21 protein-coding genes are annotated in these 20,046 nt (G+C 67.9%); 14 read left to right on the plus strand and 7 right to left on the minus strand.

Features of this window, described 5'->3' with window-relative positions:
* Nucleotides 1–45: 45 nt before the first annotated feature.
* The 8 genes from VGV58_RS18025 to VGV58_RS18060 all read left to right on the plus strand — a co-directional run bounded on the left by VGV58_RS18025 (nucleotide 46) and on the right by VGV58_RS18060 (nucleotide 7,436).
* Nucleotides 46–1,239, plus strand: a complete 1,194-nt coding sequence (locus tag VGV58_RS18025; protein ID WP_326875403.1) for a CaiB/BaiF CoA transferase family protein — start codon at nucleotides 46–48, stop codon at nucleotides 1,237–1,239.
* Nucleotides 1,236–2,162 (plus strand): SMP-30/gluconolactonase/LRE family protein, encoded by a 927-nt coding sequence (locus tag VGV58_RS18030; RefSeq protein WP_326875404.1) that lies wholly within the window; start codon nucleotides 1,236–1,238, stop codon nucleotides 2,160–2,162. Before VGV58_RS18025 ends, VGV58_RS18030 begins: the two co-directional genes overlap by 4 nt.
* Entirely contained in the window at nucleotides 2,159–3,070 is a 912-nt protein-coding gene (locus VGV58_RS18035) for a dihydrodipicolinate synthase family protein (RefSeq protein WP_326875405.1), read from the plus strand. The genes VGV58_RS18030 and VGV58_RS18035 overlap by 4 nt, the downstream gene beginning before the upstream one ends.
* A 1-nt stretch (nucleotide 3,071) precedes the next feature.
* Nucleotides 3,072–3,350, plus strand: coding sequence for a (2Fe-2S)-binding protein (locus tag VGV58_RS18040; RefSeq protein ID WP_326875406.1), 279 nt, complete (start codon nucleotides 3,072–3,074; stop codon nucleotides 3,348–3,350).
* Entirely contained in the window at nucleotides 3,347–4,765 is a 1,419-nt protein-coding gene (locus VGV58_RS18045) for an FAD/NAD(P)-dependent oxidoreductase (protein ID WP_326875407.1), read from the plus strand. The genes VGV58_RS18040 and VGV58_RS18045 overlap by 4 nt, the downstream gene beginning before the upstream one ends.
* Nucleotides 4,762–5,865: an NAD(P)/FAD-dependent oxidoreductase gene (locus VGV58_RS18050; protein ID WP_326875408.1), complete on the plus strand. Its 1,104-nt coding sequence runs from the start codon at nucleotides 4,762–4,764 to the stop codon at nucleotides 5,863–5,865. The genes VGV58_RS18045 and VGV58_RS18050 overlap by 4 nt, the downstream gene beginning before the upstream one ends.
* Before the next feature lie 250 nt (nucleotides 5,866–6,115).
* Nucleotides 6,116–6,745: a protocatechuate 3,4-dioxygenase subunit alpha gene (gene pcaG, locus VGV58_RS18055; RefSeq protein WP_326875409.1), complete on the plus strand. Its 630-nt coding sequence runs from the start codon at nucleotides 6,116–6,118 to the stop codon at nucleotides 6,743–6,745.
* A gap of 13 nt (nucleotides 6,746–6,758) precedes the next feature.
* A complete protein-coding gene (locus VGV58_RS18060) occupies nucleotides 6,759–7,436 on the plus strand; it encodes a dioxygenase family protein (protein ID WP_326875410.1) in 678 nt (225 codons plus the stop codon).
* A 10-nt stretch (nucleotides 7,437–7,446) separates the two neighbouring features.
* Here the strand turns inward: VGV58_RS18060 and VGV58_RS18065 are convergent, their stop codons facing one another.
* Complete coding sequence (locus VGV58_RS18065) at nucleotides 7,447–8,358, minus strand: DMT family transporter (RefSeq protein WP_326875411.1); 912 nt, start codon at nucleotides 8,356–8,358, stop codon at nucleotides 7,447–7,449.
* Between the two features lie 130 nt (nucleotides 8,359–8,488).
* On the opposite strand from VGV58_RS18065, the gene gcvA reads away from it, so the two are divergent.
* A complete protein-coding gene (gcvA, locus tag VGV58_RS18070) occupies nucleotides 8,489–9,397 on the plus strand; it encodes a transcriptional regulator GcvA (protein ID WP_326875412.1) in 909 nt (302 codons plus the stop codon).
* A gap of 36 nt (nucleotides 9,398–9,433) precedes the next feature.
* Here the strand turns inward: gcvA and VGV58_RS18075 are convergent, their stop codons facing one another.
* A complete protein-coding gene (locus VGV58_RS18075; protein ID WP_326875413.1) occupies nucleotides 9,434–10,759 on the minus strand; it encodes an MFS transporter in 1,326 nt (441 codons plus the stop codon).
* A 184-nt stretch (nucleotides 10,760–10,943) separates the two neighbouring features.
* Here VGV58_RS18075 and cyoA point away from each other — a divergent pair, with 184 nt between their 5' ends.
* The 5 genes from cyoA to VGV58_RS18100 are packed head-to-tail and all read left to right on the plus strand — an operon-like array spanning nucleotide 10,944 to nucleotide 15,833.
* The gene (gene cyoA, locus VGV58_RS18080; RefSeq protein WP_326875414.1) at nucleotides 10,944–12,026 is read left to right on the plus strand and encodes a ubiquinol oxidase subunit II; all 1,083 of its coding nucleotides are present in this window, start codon (nucleotides 10,944–10,946) and stop codon (nucleotides 12,024–12,026) included.
* A 30-nt stretch (nucleotides 12,027–12,056) separates the two neighbouring features.
* Complete coding sequence (cyoB, locus tag VGV58_RS18085) at nucleotides 12,057–14,057, plus strand: cytochrome o ubiquinol oxidase subunit I (protein WP_326875415.1); 2,001 nt, start codon at nucleotides 12,057–12,059, stop codon at nucleotides 14,055–14,057.
* A 6-nt stretch (nucleotides 14,058–14,063) separates the two neighbouring features.
* Nucleotides 14,064–14,696, plus strand: coding sequence for a cytochrome o ubiquinol oxidase subunit III (gene cyoC, locus VGV58_RS18090; RefSeq protein WP_414644014.1), 633 nt, complete (start codon nucleotides 14,064–14,066; stop codon nucleotides 14,694–14,696).
* Nucleotides 14,693–15,082 carry a cytochrome o ubiquinol oxidase subunit IV gene (gene cyoD, locus VGV58_RS18095; RefSeq protein WP_326875417.1) on the plus strand — a complete coding sequence of 130 codons (390 nt, stop codon included), beginning with the start codon at nucleotides 14,693–14,695 and terminating at the stop codon, nucleotides 15,080–15,082. Before cyoC ends, cyoD begins: the two co-directional genes overlap by 4 nt.
* 10 nt (nucleotides 15,083–15,092) lie before the next feature.
* Nucleotides 15,093–15,833: an SURF1 family protein gene (locus tag VGV58_RS18100; RefSeq protein ID WP_326875418.1), complete on the plus strand. Its 741-nt coding sequence runs from the start codon at nucleotides 15,093–15,095 to the stop codon at nucleotides 15,831–15,833.
* 34 nt (nucleotides 15,834–15,867) lie between these two features.
* On the opposite strand, the gene VGV58_RS18105 is transcribed toward VGV58_RS18100, so the two are convergent.
* From VGV58_RS18105 to VGV58_RS18125, 5 genes are read right to left on the minus strand one after another with little or no spacing between them, the layout of a single operon-like run.
* Nucleotides 15,868–16,173 (minus strand): hypothetical protein, encoded by a 306-nt coding sequence (locus VGV58_RS18105; protein ID WP_326875419.1) that lies wholly within the window; start codon nucleotides 16,171–16,173, stop codon nucleotides 15,868–15,870.
* 54 nt (nucleotides 16,174–16,227) lie between these two features.
* Nucleotides 16,228–16,908 (minus strand): orotate phosphoribosyltransferase, encoded by a 681-nt coding sequence (locus VGV58_RS18110; RefSeq protein ID WP_326875420.1) that lies wholly within the window; start codon nucleotides 16,906–16,908, stop codon nucleotides 16,228–16,230.
* The gene (locus tag VGV58_RS18115) at nucleotides 16,905–18,200 is read right to left on the minus strand and encodes a Zn-dependent hydrolase (RefSeq protein WP_326875421.1); all 1,296 of its coding nucleotides are present in this window, start codon (nucleotides 18,198–18,200) and stop codon (nucleotides 16,905–16,907) included. The genes VGV58_RS18110 and VGV58_RS18115 overlap by 4 nt, the downstream gene beginning before the upstream one ends.
* Nucleotides 18,197–19,159: a dihydroorotate dehydrogenase gene (locus VGV58_RS18120; protein ID WP_326875422.1), complete on the minus strand. Its 963-nt coding sequence runs from the start codon at nucleotides 19,157–19,159 to the stop codon at nucleotides 18,197–18,199. The genes VGV58_RS18115 and VGV58_RS18120 overlap by 4 nt, the downstream gene beginning before the upstream one ends.
* Complete coding sequence (locus VGV58_RS18125; protein WP_326875423.1) at nucleotides 19,156–20,034, minus strand: dihydroorotate dehydrogenase electron transfer subunit; 879 nt, start codon at nucleotides 20,032–20,034, stop codon at nucleotides 19,156–19,158. Before VGV58_RS18125 ends, VGV58_RS18120 begins: the two co-directional genes overlap by 4 nt.
* Between the last annotated feature and the right edge of the window lie 12 nt (nucleotides 20,035–20,046).

Here is a 20,046-nt window from a genome sequence, read left to right on the forward strand (position 1 = left end):
TATGAGAAACAAGAACGGAGTGGCCGAGCCTTGAGCCCGCGATCTTTGAGCCCATCACGGCAGCGTCCCTTTCACGGCATCCGGGTGCTCGACCTCACCCATGTGCTCGCCGGCCCGTTCTGCGCCTATCAGCTCGCTCTGCTCGGCGCCGATGTCGTCAAGATCGAGCCGCCGCAGATGCCGGACACGGCGCGCGGCCGCGGACCGGATGACGCCCTCAACGCCGTCGGCCTCGGCATCAACTATCTCGTGCAGGGCTCGAACAAGCGCTCGCTCGCGCTCGACCTCGCGAGCGAGGAAGGCCGCGCGATCCTGCTCGATCTCGTCGACGGCACCGATGTGCTGGTCGAGAATTATCGCGCCGGCGCGCTGGAGGCCCTCGGGCTCGGAGCGCAGGCGCTGTGCGCCCGCAATCCCCGGCTGATCCATTGCTCGATCACCGGCTTCGCCCGCGGCCATGAGCGCGAGGCAGTCAACGCCTATGACAACGTCATCCAGGCTGCCTCGGGCGTGATGGCGCGCACCACAGGGCGCTCGGGCGAACCGGTGAAATCAGGCGCCTCCTTCATCGACTACGCCACCGGCTATGCCGCCGCCTTCGCCATCTCGGCCGCGCTGTTCCAACGCCAGGCCAGCGGCAAGGGCCAGGTCATCGATTGCGCCATGTTCGACACTGCGCTGACCCTGATGGCGCCGGAAGCTGCGGCAGCGCTCTATGAAGGCCCCGTGCAGCCACGCCCGAAGGAAGCCGGGCTCGGCACCTATGAGACGGCTGACGGCCTGCTGATGCTCGGCGCTTTCAACGCCCGGCAGAACAGGCGGCTCTGGGAGGCGCTGGACCGCCCGGACTTCGCCGCCCTCGATGGCTGGCCGGCGCTCTGGGGCGCCGCGCAAGCGATGCGCGAGGCGCTCGTTCCGATCATGCTCACCCGCTCTGCATCGGAGTGGGAGGACTATCTCCACGCAATCGGCATCCCGGCGGAGCGCGTGCGCACGCTGGATGAGGCCGCCCGCCTGCCACATCTGCGCGAGCGCGGCTTCTACCATGCGCTCGATGCCGCGCTGACCGGTGCCGCCCCCGTCACCGTGCCGCTCGCGCCCTTCACCTATGCCGCCGCCGGCCCGGCGATCGACCGGCCCCCGCCGAGGCTCGGCGAGCACAGCGCCGAGATCCTCGCCGGCATCGGGCGCTCACCGGCTGAGGTCGAGGCCCTGAGAGCGCAAGGCGTGATCGCATGATCGCCGCCACCTTTCCCCGGCACGAGGCCGAGCTCTTCACCCGCCTGCCGCAGGATCTGCACTGGACCGGCGAACCGACCGACTGGGTCCGCACCACGCGGCCCGGCCAGCGCCTGCATTCCTTCCTGGAAGGCCCGTGCTTCGATGCCGACGGGCATCTCTGGCTGATCGACGTGCCTTATGGCCGCTTGTTCAGGATCGCGCCGGACGGCAACTGGCAGCTCGCCTTCCAGTATGACGGCGAGCCCCATGCCTTGCGCCCGCGCGGCGACGGCACCTGGCTCATTGTCGACTACCGCCACGGCCTACTCGCCTTCGATCCCGTCGCGAACTCGGTGACGACGCTCTGCGCCCGGGTGAACACCGAGCCCTTCCGCGGCCTCAGCGACCTCACCATCGCCCCGAATGGCGATGTCTGGTTCACCGATTCCGGCCGCACCAGCCTGTCCGACCCGACCGGGCGGGTCTACCGCTTGCGCCAAAGCGAGACGAAGCCCGAGCTGATCCTGGCGAACGTGCCCTATCCGAACGGCATCGCGCTTTCGCCTGATGGAAAGCTGGTCTATCTCGCCGCGACGCGCGCCAATGCCGTCTGGCGCTTCATGGCCGAGGCGCCCGATCCGGCCTGGCCGATGGTCGGCACCTTCCTTCAGCTCTCCGGCGGCCTCGGCCCGGACGGGCTGGCGGTCGATGCCTCCGGCCGGCTCGCCATCGCCCAGGCGCAGGCCGGGCGGCTCTATCTCGTCGATGCCCTCGGTGATCCGCTTGCGGTCGTGCACACGCCGGGCGGGCTCTGGACCACCTCCTGCGCCTTCTCGCCGGACCAGTCGACGCTGTTCATCGTCGAGGCGCAGACCGGCAGCGTCTTCCGCATTCCCATGGCCACGCTTCTCGCAGACTCCGCTTCAGGACATCGCTCATGACCATGCTGACGAAGGACACGCTCAAGGGCTTCGTGCCGGCCATCGTCACGCCCTTCGACGCGCGCGGCGAGATCATGGCCGACGCCTTCGCCGATATCGTCGAGCACCTGATCGGCATCGGTGCGCAGGGCATCTGCGTCGCCGGCGACAATGGCGAGAGCTGGGCGCTCGATCGCGACGAGCGCGCCCGCCTGACCCGCATCGCCGTCGAGCGCAGCGCCGGCCGGGTGCCGGTGATGATGGGCTGCACCGCGCCGGGTTCGCGGCAGACGATCCAGTACGCACAGGCGGCAAAGGAGGCTGGCGCCAGCGGCATCCTGGTGATGCCGCAGACCTATGTGCTGAAGGCGACGCGCGAGGAATTGCTGCGGCGCTTCGAGCTGCTCGGCAAGGCGGTCGACATGCCGATCGTGCTCTACAACTCGCCGCGCCGCGCCGTGATCGAGCTCTCGATCGACGATGTCGAGGCAATCGCCGGCGTCGCGCCGGTCGTCGGCATCAAGGAATCCAACCGTGACATCGGCCATCTCACCCGGCTGATCCGCCGCATGGGCGACAGGATCGCGGTGATGGTCGGCCCGGCCTATTACATCCTCGTCGGCAGTGCTCTCGGCGCGCCCGGCTTCATCGCCACCGGCCCCGAACTCCTCGGCAAGACCGCCGGCCGCCTGATGGAGATCGGCCGCAAGGCGCCCGATGCCGGCTATGTCGATGCCCACAACAAGCTGACAATCGTCTACGAGACGCTGATGTCGCTCGGCACATGGCCCTCCTCCTTCAAGGCGGCGCTGAACCTGCAGGGCCTGCCGGCAGGCGTGCCGCGCGATCCGCTGCTGCCGCTCGGCGGAGCACAGCTCGACAAGCTCCGCACCACCCTCGACGAACTCGGCCTGCTGCCCGGCCGCTGAGATGGCGGGCGACCTGCACATCGGCTCCGCCCGGACGCGGACGGTGAGCTTCCGCTTCGACGGCGAGGCGCTGACCGCGCGGGAGGGCGAGACCCTCGCCGCGGCGCTTTACGCGCAGGGGCGGCGCACCTTGCGCATCAGCCGCGACGATGGTGGCCCGCGCGGCGCCTTCTGCTTCATGGGCGTCTGCCAGGAATGCGTCGTCGCGATCGACGGCCGGCTGACGGAAGCCTGCCGCACGCCGGTGCGCGAAGGGCTGGTCGTGGAGAGCGTGCGGTGAGCGACTACGACCTCATCGTGCTCGGTGCCGGCCCGGCCGGCGCAGCGGCAGCGATCAAGGCTCGCAGACTCGGCCTCCGCGTCGCCGTGATCGACGAGGCGCCGGCGGCCGGCGGCCAGGTCTACCGCGCGCCCTCTCCCGCATTGACCATAGCGCGGCCCGATGCCGACCGGGCGAAAGGCGACGACGTGCGGGCGCGGCTCGCCGCCAGCGGCACCGTCCTCTACGCCAACCACCGCGTCTGGTCGCTGACTCCCGGTTTCTCCGTCATCTCGATCGGCCCCGACGGCCCGCTGACGCTCGAAGCATCTAACCTCATCGTCGCCGCCGGTGCTATCGAGCGGCACATCCCCGTTTCCGGCTGGACCCTCCCCGGCGTGATCGGAGTGGCCGGCGCGACCGTCCTGCTCAAGGCCCATGGCGTGCTGCCAGGCCGCCGCGTCGTCGTCGCCGGCTCCGGGCCTTTGCTTCTGCTCGTCGCCAGCAAGATCATCGCGGCTGGTGGCGAGGTCGCCGCCGTGGTCGATGCCGCGCCGCGCACGGGCTGGCTCGCCAGGGCCGGCGCCATGCTGGCCCGGCCAGACCTGATGGCGAAAGGCTCGGGCTGGCTGCTCGCGCTGCTGAAGGCGCGGGTGCCGATCCATTCTGGCGCGGCGATCCGTGCCATCCACGGCACCGACGGCGTCGAATCCGTCACGATCGGCCGGGTCGATCGCGACTGGCGGCCGGTCGGCGCTGCCGAGCGGAGGGTTCCCGCCGATGCCGTCTGCCTCGGCTTCGGCCTGTTGCCTTCGACCGAGGTCACGCGGCTGCTCGGCGCCGAGCATCGCTATGAGCCGGAGCTGGGCGGCTGGATCCCGGCCGTAGATGCCTCGCTGCAGACCTCCGTGCCCGGTCTCTTTGTTGCCGGTGACGGAGCCGGCGTGCGCGGGGCCGATGCCGCCCCGCTCTCCGGCGAGCTTGCGGCGCTCGGCGTTATCAGCCGGCTCGGGCGTGGCGGCGATCTCGCAGGCGAGGCTACGAAGATTGAAGCCGAATGGCACAAATCGGGCCGCTTCGGCGGAGCGATGTCGGCGCTCGCCGTGCCGCCACCCGCCGCCGCCGCGATGATCGCCGCCGGGACGACCGTCTGCCGCTGTGAAGGCCTCAGCCGCGCCGCCCTCGACGCTGCGATCGTAGCCGGCGCCCGAACGCTGGCCGATCTCAAGGCGACGACACGCTGCGGCATGGGCCCTTGCGGCGGCCGGGTCTGCGGCGAGGCGGCGGCGATGCTGATCGCCGTTGCAACCGGCTGGGATCGCGAGGCGATCGGCCAGCCGAGCGCCCGTCCGCCCTTGCGCCCGGTGCCGCTCGCCGCGATCACCGGCGCCTTCGACTATGACGACCTGCCCATCCCCGCCCCGGCCCCGCTATGAGCGCGCTCTACGATCTCGCCGTCATCGGCGGCGGCATTCTGGGCGGCGCCGCAGCCTGCCGCGCGGCGGAAGGCGGAATGCGCACGATCGTTTTGGAGCAGCAGACGCTCGGCAGCGGCGCCTCGGGCGTCAATGCCGGCACGCTCTCGCTGCAGATCAAGCGCGTCAAGCTGATGCCCTATGCGATCAAAGGCCATGAGCTCTGGGAGCAGGCCGGCGAGCGCGTCGGCTTCCACAAGACCGGCGGCATCACCCTTGCCTTCAACCAGCGCGAGGCCGAGCTCCTGCACGAGCGCATGGCGCTGAAGCGCGAGGCCGGCGCGCCGATCCAACTGATCACGCCGGCGCGCGTCGCCGAGCTCGAGCCCAATCTGTCACGCAAGGTCGTCGCCGCGAGCTGGTGCGCGCAGGATGGCTATGCCAATGCCAGCCTGTCCGGCGCCTATTATCGGACGCTGCTCGATGCAGCCGGCGTCGACATTCGCGAGCGCACCCCGGTCACGGCGATCGACCGCAGCGGCGGCGCCTTCCAGCTCGCGACGCCGGCAGGCACCATCCGCGCGACCCGTTTGCTGCTCGCCTGCGGCGCCTGGCTGAAGGGTGCTGGCGCGCTGCTCGGGCTCGATCTGCCGGTCCGCGCTCGGGTCAACACCGTCTCGGTCACCGAGCGCGGGCCAGCCCTGGTCGGCACGGTGATCGGCCACGCCACCGGCCTGCTCACCTTGAAGCAGAAGCCGAATGGCAGCGTCCTGATCGGCGGCGGCTGGCAGGGCACGGGCTCGCCGGACGAAGGTCGCAGTTCGGTCGATCCGGCGACGCTGCTGCCGAACCTGCGGCTCGCCATGTTCGCCGTGCCCGGCCTCGACCGCTTCCGCGTGGTGCGATCCTGGACCGGCTTCGAGGCCAATGTGCCGGATTTCTACCCGCTCGCCGGCGCAGCGCCCGGCATCGACAACGCCTTCCTGCTCGGCTGCGTTCGCGGCGGCTACACCATCGGCCCCTATATCGGCGCGCTGATGGGCGATCTCATCCTCGGCCGCGAGCCGGAGCTGCCGCTCTTCGATCCCGGCCGCTTCGCGACGACGGCGGCAGCGGCTTGACACATGCTTGGAGCTCCTTCGGCCAATCTCCACCGTCATTCCGGACAAGCGGCGCAGCCGCGCAGTTCCGGAATCCATCGTAAAGCGCCGTTCCCTACGATGGATTCCGGCGCTCCGCTTCGCTACGGCCGGAATGACGATGGGTTGGTTAGAAGCCTGCTGGATTGAATAAAACAAAGTTTTGTATATAAATAAAAAGCAAAACCAAGGAGAACGGCATGCCGCAGGAATCGTCGATCGAGGTCGCGCGATGAGCGCTGCGCCCGTCACCACCAACCGGCTCGCGCCGCTCGCCGAGGACACGGTCGGCCCCTACTATCCCTATTCCTTCATCGATGGGGACCGCAGCGACCTGACGCGCCTGCATTACGGGCTGAGTGTTGGCCCGCAGGGGCAGCAGATCATCCTGCGCGGGCGCCTGCTCGACAGCGACGGCGCCATCGTCGACGACGCGCTGGTCGAGTTCTGGCAGGCCAACGCCGCCGGCATCCTGCGCACGCCGGACAATGACGGCCATCCCCTGCTCGACCCATTCTTCGATGGCTTCGGCCGACTGATCACCACGACCGAGCCCTTCGCCTTCAGGACGGTCAAGCCCGGCGCGCTTCCCGCTGAGGGCGGCATGGCGGCGCGCGCGCCGCACATCACCGTGACGATGTTCTCCGACGGGATCACCCGGCTGGTCACGCAGATCTTCTTTGACGACGAGCCGGTGGCGAACGCGCAGGACCCGCTGCTCGCGAGCCTGCCTGTGGAATTACGCGAACGCCTCGTCGCCAACCGGGTCGCGGCGCCCGAGGACGGTCCCGCCGTCTACGAGATCGCGATCGTGATGCGCGGCCCGGGCGAGACGCCCTTCTTCGACGATCTTTCGAGCTGAGCGGAGGCAAGCGATGTCCCTGATCATCGACCGCGGTCGCCTGATGCTGCCGGGCCCGACCGACGGCGCCGCCGAGCGGCGCGTGCCGAGCGAGCGGCTGCACCTGATCCCCGAAGCGGCCCGGCGCAGCTTCGTCCCCTGGGTCGCCGACCTGCCCGGACTCAAGCTCGGCGAGAACGACCTGACCCGGATCGCGCCCGGCCGGCCGCAGGCGCAGGGCGAGGTCATCGAGATCTCCGGCCATGTCCTCGACGAGTTCGGCCGCCCGGTCCGCAACACCCTGGTCGAGATCTGGAACGCCAACAAATGGGGCCGCTACACCCATGTGAAGGACCCGGTGCGCGAACGGCTCGATCCGAACTTCCTCGGCTTCGGCCGGACCATGACCGACGAGGCCGGCCGCTATCGCTTCCGCACCATCATGCCCGGCTCCTATCTGGCACGGCCGGACATCGACCGCTGGCGCCCGGCCCATGTCCATGTCTCGATCCGCGGCGGCTCGGCGCGGCTGATCGCCCAGATGTATTTCGCGGGCGATCCGCATCTCGCCCGCGACCCGATGTTCATCCTGCTCGGCGAAGCCCAGCCGCGCCATTTCGGCAACCTGGCAGGGCAAGGTCCGAATGGCGAAGCGCTCTATCGCTGGGACATCGTGATCGGCGGGCGCAACACCGCCTATTTCGAGAGCTGAGGCGGCCCAGCTAGGTCGCCTTACGCCGCTCGGTGACGGTGAGCGCGAGGCCGCCGAGCACGAGCAGGACGCCGAGGACGAAGAACAGTCCGAGCTCGTCGCCGAACATGGCGGCCGCGGCGGCGACACCAACGACCGGCTGCAGATACTGGATGCCGGCGGCGATGCGCGCCGGCACCGTGCGCAGCAGATGCAGCCAGAGGAACAGGCCCGCGACCGTCACCACGATGCCCAGATAGACCGCCGTCGCGAGGCCCGTGGTCGTCACCTCGAACGGCACATGCGCCATCTCCCAGGCCGCCCAGGGCAGCAGCGCCAGGAAGCCGAAGACGGTGCTCCAGGCGGCGACGGTCGCGGTGCCGTATTGCTCGGTCAGCTCGACGCTCCAGACATAGTAGAAGGCGATGGTCAGCGCCGAGAGCAGCACGAGTGCCGCACCGGTGAGCGTGGTCTGCGAGGTCGCGACGGCCGCGTCGCCGCGACCCGAGGCGACTAAAGCGATCCCGGCAAAGGCGGCGAGCAGCCCCAGCGCCTGAAGACCCGAAACCGATTGCCGCAGCCGCATCGCCGCGAAGACGACGACGAAGATCGGGATGGTCGCGGAGATGATGGTCGCGACCGAGGCCGAGGTGCCGACGACGCCGAAGGTCTGCGCCACCTGCCCGATGCCGATGCCGAGCACGCCGAGGGCGGCGATGCGCGGGAAGGCTCGACGCGGCAGGCGCTGCTTGCCGATGACGAGCAGGAACATCAACGGCAGGGCGATCCCGAAGCGCAGCGCGGTCAGCGTCAGCGGCGGCAGCGTGAGCAGGCCGAGCTTGGTGATCGGGATCGAGACGCCCCACATCAGCGCGAGCAGCAGCATCGCCGCGAAGCTGCCGACGGATGGGCTGTAGCGGGTGGCCAGCGCCGTTTGGCTCATGAGGCGGTCTTCATGCGTTGGGAGCGCACTGCGAAGGCGTTGCGTGACCGCAGGCTGTAGGCCTTCCGCTATCGCCCGACAAACCATTTGTCGTCACGTCATGAGTGAGCAACACTCACGCATGATGTCGATGTTCACCCGCCTTCCGCCGCTACAGACACTCCGCGCTTTCGAAGCGGCCGGACGGCTGTCGAGCATGACATTGGCGGCGCAGGAGCTGAACCTCACCCACGGGGCGGTGAGCCGCCATGTGAAGACGCTGGAAGCGCATCTGGGCGTTCCCCTGTTCGAGCGCCTGACTCGGCAGATCGTGCTGACCGAGGCAGGCGCCGCGTTCCTAGCGGTCGTTGCCCGCAGCCTGGCCGAGCTGACACGGGAAGCCGAACGCCTGCGCAGCCTGAACGTCGCGACGCGCCTGACGCTCAGCACGAGCGTGTCGCTGGCCAGCAAATGGCTGGCGCCGCGCCTGCACCGGCTGATGGTCCGCCTCCCGGACTATGACGTCCATCTCGACGTGACCGACATCAATGTCGATCTTTCCGACGGGCGCATCGACGCCGCCGTGCGCTATGGCGCCGGGCAGTATCCGAACGCGGTCGCCGAACGCATCCTCGACGAGACCGTCACGCCCGTCTGCAGCCCGGCTTATCGAAACAGGATCGGCACCAGCGCATCACCCGAGGAACTGGCGAGCTGCACCTTGCTGCACGAGGATCGCATGCTGGCGAACTGGGAGCAGTGGTTCGCGCTGGCCGGCCTGGCGAAGCTGCGCAGCCGCGGCCCGGCCTATAGCCATGGCAGCCTCGCCATCGAAGCGGCGCTACGCGGCGAAGGCGTGGCGCTCGGGCGCAGCATGCTCGTGGCCGAGGACCTTGCGGCCGGACGCCTCGTCGCGCCCTTCCCCGAGCTGACTCTCAAGGCCGAGCGCGGCTATGATCTGGTCTATCGTCCGGGCAACCAGGACCACCCGAAGGTCCGTGCGGTGCGCGACTGGCTCGCCGACGAGATCCGGCTTTTCCTGAGCAGCGTCGGCCGATAGGCCGACGCGAGGATGACCGCAGCTTGGGAACGTCGCTCACTCGTAGCGCGCTTCCAGCCGCCGATCGATCGCCAGCGCCGCCAGCGTGCAGAGCGCACCGGAGAGCAGATAGACGCCGACCCAGGCGAGGCCGAAAGTGCTCGACAGCGTGAGCGCGACCAACGGCGCAAAGCCCGCGCCGAGCAGCCAGGCGAGGTCGGAGGTCAGGGCCGCGCCGGTGTAGCGGTATTGCTGGCCGAAGCTCGAGGCGACTGCGCCGGCCGTCTGGCCGTAGGACAGGCCGAGCAGCCCGAAGCCGATGATCACATAGATCGTCTGCCCCGCCTGGCTGTCGCCGAAGAGCAGCGGCGCGACGATGCTGGACAAGCTGAACAGCCCGATCATCGCGCCGGAGAGCCACAGCGTGTAGCGACGCCCGATCTGGTCGGCGATCAGGCCGGAGGTGACGATCGCCCCGGCGCCGACGACACCGCCGGCCGCCTGCACCAGCAGGAACTCCGAGACCGAGCGGCTGGTGAAGAGGTTGATCCAGCTGACCGGAAAGATGGTGACGAGATGGAAGAGCGCGAAGCTCGCCAGCGGCACGAAGGCGCCGAGGATGAGCGTGCGGCCATGGGCGCGGACGAGCTCGGAGAGCCGCACCGGCACCAGCTCGCGCGTGGTCATCAATTCAGCGAACTCGTGGGTCGCGACCATGCGCAGCCGGGCGAACAGCGCGACGACATTGATCGTCAGCGCCACGAAGAAGGGATAGCGCCAGCCCCAGCTCAGGAAATCCTCCTTCGAGAGCGCGCCCTCGAAATAGGCGAAGAGCCCGGCGGCAAGGATGAAGCCGAAGGGCGCGCCGAGCTGCGGCAGCATGGCGTACCAGCCACGCCGATTCGCGGGCGCATTCAGCGCCAGCAGCGAGGACAGCCCGTCCCAGGCGCCGCCCAGCGCAATGCCCTGCAGCAGGCGGAAGGCGGCGAGGATGATGCAGGACCAGATGCCGATCGTCTGGTAGCCCGGCAGGAAGGCGATGGCGGCGGTCGAGCCGCCGAGCAGGAAGAGCGCCGCGGTGAGCTTGGTCGTCCGGCCGTAATTGCGGTCGATCGCGAAGAACAGCACCGAGCCGAGCGGGCGCGTCACGAAGGCGAGCGCGAAGATGCCGAACGCGTAGAGCGTGCCGGTGAGTCGGTCGACGAACGGGAAGACGAGCTCGGGGAAGACCAGCACGCAGCCGAGGCCGAAGACGAAGAAGTCGAAATATTCCGAGGTTCGCCCGATGATGACGCCGAGCGCGATATCGGCCGGGGTGACATGGTCCCGCCCGTGATCTTCCGCCGGAAGGGCCGATGGCTGGATCGTCGCGTCAGCGCTCATGACCGCGAATTCCTAAGCTGGCGGCCGCCCGGAGAGACCGGACTTGCCCGCACCTCTGACAAATGGATACGGTGGATAGAAGCAACACGTCAAACTGCCGCAATGGGACAGATTGTCTTATGTGCGGCGCGAAAGAATGGACCTAGAGAACGTCAGTTCCCGGAACGGGGAGGCCTCGACTCTCTTGCGGATCTTTCGAATCATAGCGGTTCTGCCGCTTTTCGCGCTGCTCGGCGGCTGCCAATGGGTGCTGCTGGCGCCGTCAGGCGATGTTGCGCTGCAGCAACGAAACCTGCTGCTGGCCTCCACCGCGCTGATGCTGCTCGTCATCGTCCCGGTGATGGCGCTGACGATCTTCTTCGCCTGGCGCTATCGAGCTTCCGCCAAGGCCGCCTATGACCCGGACTGGAACCATTCACTGCCGCTCGAGGTGGTGATCTGGTCCGTGCCGCTGCTGATCATCATCGTCATCGGCGCGATGACCTGGATGGGCACGCATCTGCTCGATCCCTACCGGCCGCTCAACCGAATCGCCGCCGGCAAGCCGATCGTCGAGGCGCGCGCAGGCAGCAGCGCGGTCAGGAAGCAGCCGCTGGTGATCGAGGTCGTGGCGCTCGACTGGAAATGGCTCTTCCTCTACCCGGCGCAAGGCATCGCCTCGCTCAACGAGGTTGTCGCGCCGGTCGACCAGCCGATCGAGTTCCGCATCACCTCGTCCGCGGTGATGAACTCGCTGTTCATCCCCGCGCTCGCCGGCCAAATCTACGCCATGCCGGGCATGCAGACCAAGCTCAACGCGGTGATCAACCATCCCGGCGAGTTCGAGGGCTTCTCCGCCAATTACAGCGGCGCCGGCTTCTCCGACATGCGCTTCCGCTTCCGCGGCGTCGACGATGCGGCCTTCGGCGAGTGGGTGCAAAGCGCGATCCGGGGCGGCAGCACGCTCGGGCGCGAGGAATATCTCGTGCTGGAGCGGCCGAGCGAGCGCGAGGCGGTCCGCTATTTCCGCGATGTCCCGTCCGATCTCTTCACGGCGATCCTCAACATGTGCGTCGACCGCGCCAAGATGTGCACGCGCGACATGATGGCGATGGACGCCAAGGGCGGAGGCGGCAAGGAGGGTATCCATACCGTCGCAGCCCTCGAATACGACAAGAGCGTGCGCCGCGGCGGCCAGCCGCTGCCCCCACGTCCTTTCGTGATGGCGATCTGCACGCCGACCGATGTCTACGGCGCCGCGGGCCTGTCAGCCCGCGCCGTCAACTAACCTGACCTGCGCCGGCGAGCCGAGGGAAGCATGACCTCCTATCCCGACTGGTGGAAGCTCATCTTCGGACGCTTCACCTTAGAGGCGATCCCCTATCACGAGCCGATCCTGATCGGGACCTTCGCGGCCGTCGCGCTCGGCGGGATCGTCGTGCTCGCGCTGATCACCCGCTACAGGCTCTGGGGCTATCTCTGGCACGAATGGTTCACCAGCGTGGACCACAAGAAGATCGGGATCATGTACATGATCCTCGGCGTCATCATGCTGCTGCGGGGCTTTGCCGACGCGCTGATGATGCGCGGCCAGCAGGCGATCGCCTTCGCCGGCAACGAAGGCTATCTGCCGCCGCACCACTACGACCAGATCTTCACCGCCCATGGCGTGATCATGATCTTCTTCGTGGCGATGCCGTTCGTCACCGGGCTGATGAACTATGTCGTGCCGCTGCAGATCGGCGCGCGCGACGTCGCCTTCCCCTTCCTCAACAATTTCAGCTTCTGGATGACGGTCGGCGGCGCCGTGCTGATCATGGCCTCGCTCTTCATCGGCGAATTCGCCAAGGTCGGCTGGCTCGCCTATCCGCCGCTGTCGGGAGCCGCCTACTCGCCCGGGGTAGGCATGGACTACTATCTCTGGGGCCTGCAGATCGCAGGCATCGGCACGACCTTGTCAGGCGTCAACCTGATCGCGACCATCGTCAAGATGCGCGCGCCCGGCATGGATATGATGAAGATGCCGGTCTTCACCTGGACGTCGCTGTGCACCAACGTGCTGATCGTCGCGACCTTCCCGATCCTGGCCGCGACCCTCGCGCTGCTGACGCTCGACCGCTATGTCGGCACCAACTTCTTCACGAACGATCTCGGCGGCAACCCGATGATGTACGTGAACCTGATCTGGATCTGGGGCCACCCGGAGGTCTACATCCTGATCCTGCCGATCTTCGGCGTCTATTCCGAGGTCGCCTCGGCCTTCTGCGGCAAGCGCCTCTTCGGCTACGCCTCGATGGTCTACGCCACGGTGGTCATCACCATCCTGTCCTACCTGGTCTGGCTGCACCACTTCTTCACGATGGGCTCGGGCGCCAGCGTGAACTCGTTCTTCGGCATCACCACGATGATCATCTCGATCCCGACGGGGGCGAAGATCTTCAACTGGCTGTTCACGATGTATCGCGGCCGCATCCGCTTCGAGCTGCCGATGATGTGGCTGCTCGCCTTCATGATCACCTTCGTCATCGGCGGCATGACCGGCGTGATGCTGGCGGTGCCGCCGGCCGATTTCGTGCTGCACAACAGCCTGTTCCTGATCGCCCATTTCCACAACGTCATCATCGGCGGCGTGGTCTTCGGCGTCTTCGCCGGCATCGCCTACTGGTTCCCCAAGGCCTTCGGCTTCAAGCTCGACCGGTTCTGGGGCGTCCTTTCCTTCTGGTTCTGGGTGATCGGCTTCTACGTCGCCTTCATGCCGCTCTACATCCTCGGCCTGATGGGCGTGACGCGTCGGCTCAGCCGCTTCGAGGACCCTTCCCTGCAGATCTTTTTCGTGATCGCGGCGGTCGGCGCGGTGCTGATCGCGCTCGGCATCCTCTGCTTCCTGATCCAGATCGGCGTCAGCATCCTGCGCCGCGAGCAGTTGCGCGATACCACCGGCGATCCCTGGGACGGGCGCACGCTGGAATGGTCGACCTCCTCGCCGCCGCCGGCCTATAACTTCGCCTTCACGCCGATCGTTCACGACCTCGACGCCTGGGCCGACATGAAAAAGCGCGGCTTTACCCGCCCGCTCGCCGGCTTCCGGCCGATCCATATGCCCAGGAACACCGGCGCGGGCGTGATCATTGCGGGGCTGGCAACGCTCTGCGGCTTCGCCCTGATCTGGTACATCTGGTGGCTGGCGGCGCTCTCCTTCGTCGCCGTGCTCGCCACCGTGATCATCCATACCTTCAACTACGACCGCGACTTCCATATCCCCGCCGACGAGGTCGTGCAGGCGGAAGATGCGCGCACCCAGCTTCTGGGCCGGGCCTGAGGGGCGATGATGGCGAAAGCAACAGCGCAGGCTGCAGGCACCGTCCCGGCCTTCTACGTCACCGAGGAAGAGCACGCGCATCCCGGCGGCTCGACCATGCTGGGTTTCTGGCTCTATCTGATGAGCGACTGCCTGGTCTTCGCAGTCCTCTTCGCGACCTATGGCGTGCTCGGGCGCAACTATGCCGCCGGGCCGTCCGGTGCCGATCTGTTCGACCTGAAGCTGGTCGCGGTCAACACCGCGATGCTGCTGTTTTCCTCGATCACCTATGGCTTTGCCATGCTGGCGATGGACAAGGGCCGGCAGGCGGCGGTGCAGGGCTGGCTCGTCGTCACAGCGCTGTTCGGCCTCGCCTTCCTCGGCATCGAGCTCTACGAGTTCGCCCACCTGATCCATGAGGGTGCGACGCCGATGCGCAGCGCCTTCCTGTCGTCCTTCTTCACCCTGGTCGGCACGCACGGGCTGCACGTCACCTTCGGCCTGATCTGGCTGGCGGTGCTGATGACGCAAGTCTCGAAGCACGGGCTGATCGAGGCCAATCGGCGCCGGCTGATGTGCCTTTCCATGTTCTGGCACTTCCTCGACGTCGTCTGGATCGGCGTCTTCACCTTCGTCTACCTGATGGGCGTGCTGAAATGAGCCAGAACCAGGCGAAGGCACAGGGCGGCCATCACGACGCCCATCATGACGAGCACGATGCCCATGGCGCGGCGCATGGCAGCATGCGCGGCTACGTCACCGGCTTCCTGCTCTCCGTCGTCCTGACAGCGATCCCGTTCTGGCTCGTCATGAACGACGTGCTCGGCAATTCGACGCTGACGGCGATCGTGATCATGCTCTTCGCCGCCGCGCAGATCGTCGTGCACATGATCTATTTCCTGCACATGAACGGCCGCTCGGAGGGCGGCTGGACCATGCTGGCGCTGATCTTCACGATCATTGTCGTCGCGATCGCCCTCGCCGGTTCGCTCTGGGTGATGTTCCACCTCAACGCCAACATGATGCCCGACATGCACCGGATGTGAGGCTAAGGCCATGTCGGCCGGCGCGAAGCGACGGCGCGGCAGCGCCCGGGCGATCTTCATCGCCGGGCTCTGCCTGGCAACGCTGGTCTTCGCCGGGCTCAGCCTCTGGCAGGTCCAGCGGCGCGGCTGGAAGCTCGACCTGATCGCCCGCGTCGAGGACCGCCTGCGGGCAGCGCCGGTCGCCGCACCCGGCCCAGCGGATTGGCCGGCGATCACGGCCCAGGCAGACGAATACCGCCGCGTCACCCTGCAGGGCCGCTATCTCGACGCTCCGGAGACGCTGACCATGGCGGTGACCGAGCGCGGCCCCGGCTTCTGGGTGCTGGCGCCGTTCCGTGCCGATGCCGGCTTCACCGTCCTCGTCAATCGCGGTTTCGTGCCGGACGACAAGCGTGCTCCCGACGAGCGCCGCAAGGTTGCCGCAGGCGAAACGAGACTGGCCGGGCTGCTCAGGCTGACCGAGCCGGGCGGCGGCTTCCTGCGCACCAATGATCCTTCAGCCGGCCGCTGGTATTCGCGTGACGTGGCAGCGATCGCGGCGGCGCGGCAGCTCGGCCCGGCCGCCCCCTATTTCGTCGATGCGGATGCGAGCGCTGAGCCCGGCCCGCTGCCGCAGGGCGGCATGACCCAGGTCGCCTTCCGCAACACCCATCTCGTCTATGCGCTGACCTGGTTCTGTCTCGCTTTGATGAGCGCCGGCGCGGTGACCTATCTGGTCAGGGCCGGATCGGACGAGGCCCAGGCGGACTGACAAGCGGCGGAAACGAAGCGTCGGGCGCCCGCGATCAGGCGAGCTCGCTCGCCCCGATCTCATTGAGCAATGCGAGCTGGCTCGCCGGGTCGGCAGCGCTTTCGCCGGCGGCCCTGCGGAGGAAGTCGGTGAGCCGGTCCAGGGCTTGCGCCGCGATCCCGGCGGAGAGCGGCTGGCGGTCATAGGCCTCGACGAAACGGCCGGCGAGATCGGTGAGCAGGCGCAGCAGCGCAGCCTGCTCGGGCGCGTCGACGCGCAGGGCCAGTGCCCGGTCCTGGAATTCGACATAGGTGCGAAGGCTGCCCTTCTGCTGCAGCAGCCAGTTCAGAAGCTCGTTCATGTCATCTCCGCGAGGGCGCGGCCTTGTTCGTGTTGAGGTGGAGTGGATTGCGGATCAGCTTCGCGGCGCGAGCCGGGCGCGACCGCCATGACGGGTCGACCAGGCGACCGGGTCGGCCAGGAAGCGCTCGATCTCGGCGCGGTCCTCCGGCGCGAGGCCGCCACCGCCCTCAGCAAGCAGCACGTCGCCCCAGTTCGCGAGAGCATGGAGCGTCAGGCCCGCCTCCTGCAGCCGGGCATCGGCACCGGGGAAGGCGTCGTGATAGAAGATCGTCAGCACATGCTCGACTTCGGCTCCCGCCGCACGCAGGCCGCGGACGAAGTTGAGCTTGCTGCCGCCATCGGTGGTCAGGTCGTCCATCAGCAGGACGCTGAGGCCCTCGACCGACCCGCCCTCGACCTGGGCGTTGCGGCCAATGCCGAGCGGGCGCTTGCGGACATAGCGCAGCTTCAGCGCCAGCCTGTCGCCGAGCCACGCCGCGAAGGGGATGCCGGCCGTCTCGGCACCTGCGATCGCGTCGAAGCTGCCCGGCGGAAAAGTCGCGGCCGCATAGCGGGCGGCAAGATCGCTGACCGCCTGGCGCAGATCGGGGTCGCCGAGCAGCAGGCGGACATCGACATAAACAGGGCTCGCCCAGCCGGCGGCCAGGATAAAGGGCTGCTGGCGGCTGACATGGATGGCGCCGGCCCTGAACAGCAGCTCCGCGACCTCGCGGCCGATCTCGTTCGCGCTCATCGCACCGCCTCCCTGATGGCGTCCCGCATCACCGCGATCCCGGCGAGGAAGTCCTCGATCGCCATCGCCTCATGCGGATTATGCGATCCGTTCTGGTTGCGCACGAAGATCATCGCGCTGGGGATGCCGGCATTGGCGAAGACCGCCGCATCATGGCCGGCTCCGCTCGGAATGTCCTCGTCGGGCAGGCCGAGATCGCGGGCGGCCGTCTTGAGCCTGGCAATCCAATCGGCATCCATCACGGCAGGAGCGGATTCGAGCCGACGGTCGACACGGAACTCGACCCCCCTCTCCTCGCCGATCAGCCCGCACTCCGAGAGGAAGAGGTCGTAGAAGGCCTCCAGCGTCTCGCGGCTCTGGCTGCGCACCTCGAAGGAGAAGCGCACCGTGCCGGGAATGCGCGCAATGGCATGCTCCTGCGGATCAGTGCCGAGCACGCCCGCTGTCACGACTACGTCGCGGCCGCGTTCCAGCAAGGTACGCCAGTGCCGGTCGAGATGGGTGATCAGTTCCGCGGTTGCGAAGACCGCGTCGCGCCTGAGCCAACGCGGCACCGCGCCGGAATGGCCGGCCTCGCCGAGGCATTCGACCTCGCGATGCCGGATATTGCCGCGGATGCCGGTGACGATGCCGACCGGCAGGTCGCGCGCGACCAGCACCGGCCCTTGCTCGATATGCAGTTCGATCCAGGCCGCGACGCTGGCCGGATCGAGCAGTCGCTCGCCCTTCTCAACGCGGGCCATGTCGATGCCCACCGACGCCATGCACTGCGCGAGCGTCCACCCGCTGGCATGGTCCCGTACCGAAAGATCGGCGGCCGAGAGCCTCCCGAACAGGGCGCTGGAGCCCATATAGGCCCGGCCGAAGCGGGAGCTTTCCTCGCCGCGCAGCGCGTAGACCTTGATCGTCCGGCGCGGGACGAAGCCTTCCTCCCTGAAACGGGCGATGACGGCGAGCCCGGCGATGACGCCGGCGGCACCGTCGAAATTCCCGCCCTGCGGCACGGAATCGAGATGCGAGCCGCAGGCGAGGAAAGGCAGCTCCGGCTCGCTGCCCGGAAGCGTCACGACAAGATTGGCACCAGCGTCCCGCTCCGTCGCGAAGCCGAATTCGCGCGCCTTCGCCTCGACGATGTCGAGCGCCAGCGACTCGCGCTCGCTATAGGCCTCGCGGGTAATGCCGACACCGTCACCCGTCGCCTCGCGCAAGGCATCGAACAGCGCCTCGGCGAGGGCGCGGTCACCCTCGTCGCCGCTGAAGACATTGCGCATCTCGGCAGCCTGCGCGCTCACGAGACCGGATCCAGCCAGGCGAGGTCGGGCTCATCGGCCTCCTCGATCACGACGCCGCGGATCAGCTCGGCGACGCGCGGGATCTCGCGGCGCAGGCAAAAAGCCTCGAGCCCGTCGATGATCGTCGTCATCGCCGCCGGCTGCAGGAAGGTCGCGGTGCCGACCTGTACGGCGCTGGCGCCGGCCAGCATGTACTCGACCGCATCATCGGCGGTGGAGATGCCGCCGCAACCGATCACCGGGATCTTCACCGCCTTGGCGCATTGGAAGACCTGGCGCAGCACGATCGGCTTGATCGCCGGCCCCGACAAACCGCCCATGATGTTGCCGAGGCAGGGCTTGAAGCTCTTCAGGTCGATCGCCATCGACAGGATGGTGTTGGCGACCACGACCGCATCGGCCCCGGCCGCCTCGGCGGCGCGCGCGACCTCAGGCACGTCGCCGGTATTAGGCGTCAGCTTGACCCAGAGCGGCAGCTTTGTCGCCTTGCGCAGTTCACGCGTGACCTTTTCGGTGGACTCAGGCCGCATCGCGAAGGCCTTGCCGTCCTCCTCGATGTTCGGACAGGAGATATTGGCCTCGATCGCGGCGATGCCGGGGATCGAAAGTTCCGCCGCGAGGCTGGCGAAGCCCTCCGCCGTCGGCGCCGAGATCGAGACGACCAGCGGCGTGTCATAGGCCGCGTAATGCGGCATGGTGTGCTCGATGAAATAGGGCACGCCCTTCGAGGGAATGCCGATGGCGTTGATCAGCCCGCCCGGCCGCTCGACCACCCGCGGCAGCGGATTGCCGGCACGCAGTTCGCGCGTGATCGTCTTGGTGACGAAGGCGCCGAGCCGGTTGAAGTCCATCACCTTCTCCAGCCCCTCGGCGAAGGTGCCCGAAGCCGGCATGACCGGATTGCGCAGGGTCAGCCCGCCGATCCTGACGGAGAGGTCGACTTTGCCTGTCGCGTTCATGGCAGCGCCTCCATCAGGTCGAAGACCGGGCCGTCCCAGCAGACACGCCGGTTGACGATCTCGCCATTGACGTTGAAGTCGCGGACGCAGCAGTAGCAAAGGCCGATTCCGCAGGCCATCTGCTGCTCCATCGCGACCTGTCCGGGCAATCCGAACTCGCGCGCCAGGCGCTGCTGCACCCGCATCAAACGGCTCGAACCGCAGGTGAAGAAGGCATCGCAGCGCCCCTCGGCGATCTGCCGGCGCAGGATGCGCTCGACATTGGCGGGCCCGCTGGTCTGTTCGGCATCCGTGACGGCGATGACGTCGGCGCCATGGCGATGGAACAGCTCGACCGAGACGAGAAGCTCCGGCCGCCTCGCGCTGAAGATCGCCGTCACCTGCGTGCCATTGGCCTTCGCTGCTCTGGCGAGCGGGGCGAGCGTCGCCAGCCCTGCCCCGCGCCCGACGGCGACGATGTGGCGCCAGTCTGGATCCAGCGTGAAGCCGACGCCGAGCGGGCCCATGATGTCGAGCCGGTCGCCCGGTTGCAGCGTGTCGAGCCCGCGCGTGCCGGCGCCCGTCACCTTGTAGAGGAACTCGACCTGGCGCTTCTCGGGATCGGCTCCGTAGAGGCTCATCGGCCGGCGCAGGAAGGGCTGCTCGCCCGCCGGTTGCGGACAGAGCAGCTGGAAGAACTGCCCCGGCTGGGCCGCTGCAGCCGCTTCGCTGCAATTGACCACGAGATGCCGATACTCGGCATTTACAGCCTCGTTGCGGACGACCTCGGCGAGCTCGGCGACGACGCTCGCCTTCCACGGCGCCGAAGAACAGACGGCACCCGCGATGGCCGCGCCGGAACGCGCGGCCTGCGACTGATCGTGCTGGATCGACATCACAATGCCCTC

This window comes from Allobosea sp. (genome assembly GCF_035944895.1).
Taxonomy (GTDB): Bacteria; Pseudomonadota; Alphaproteobacteria; order Rhizobiales; family Beijerinckiaceae; genus Allobosea.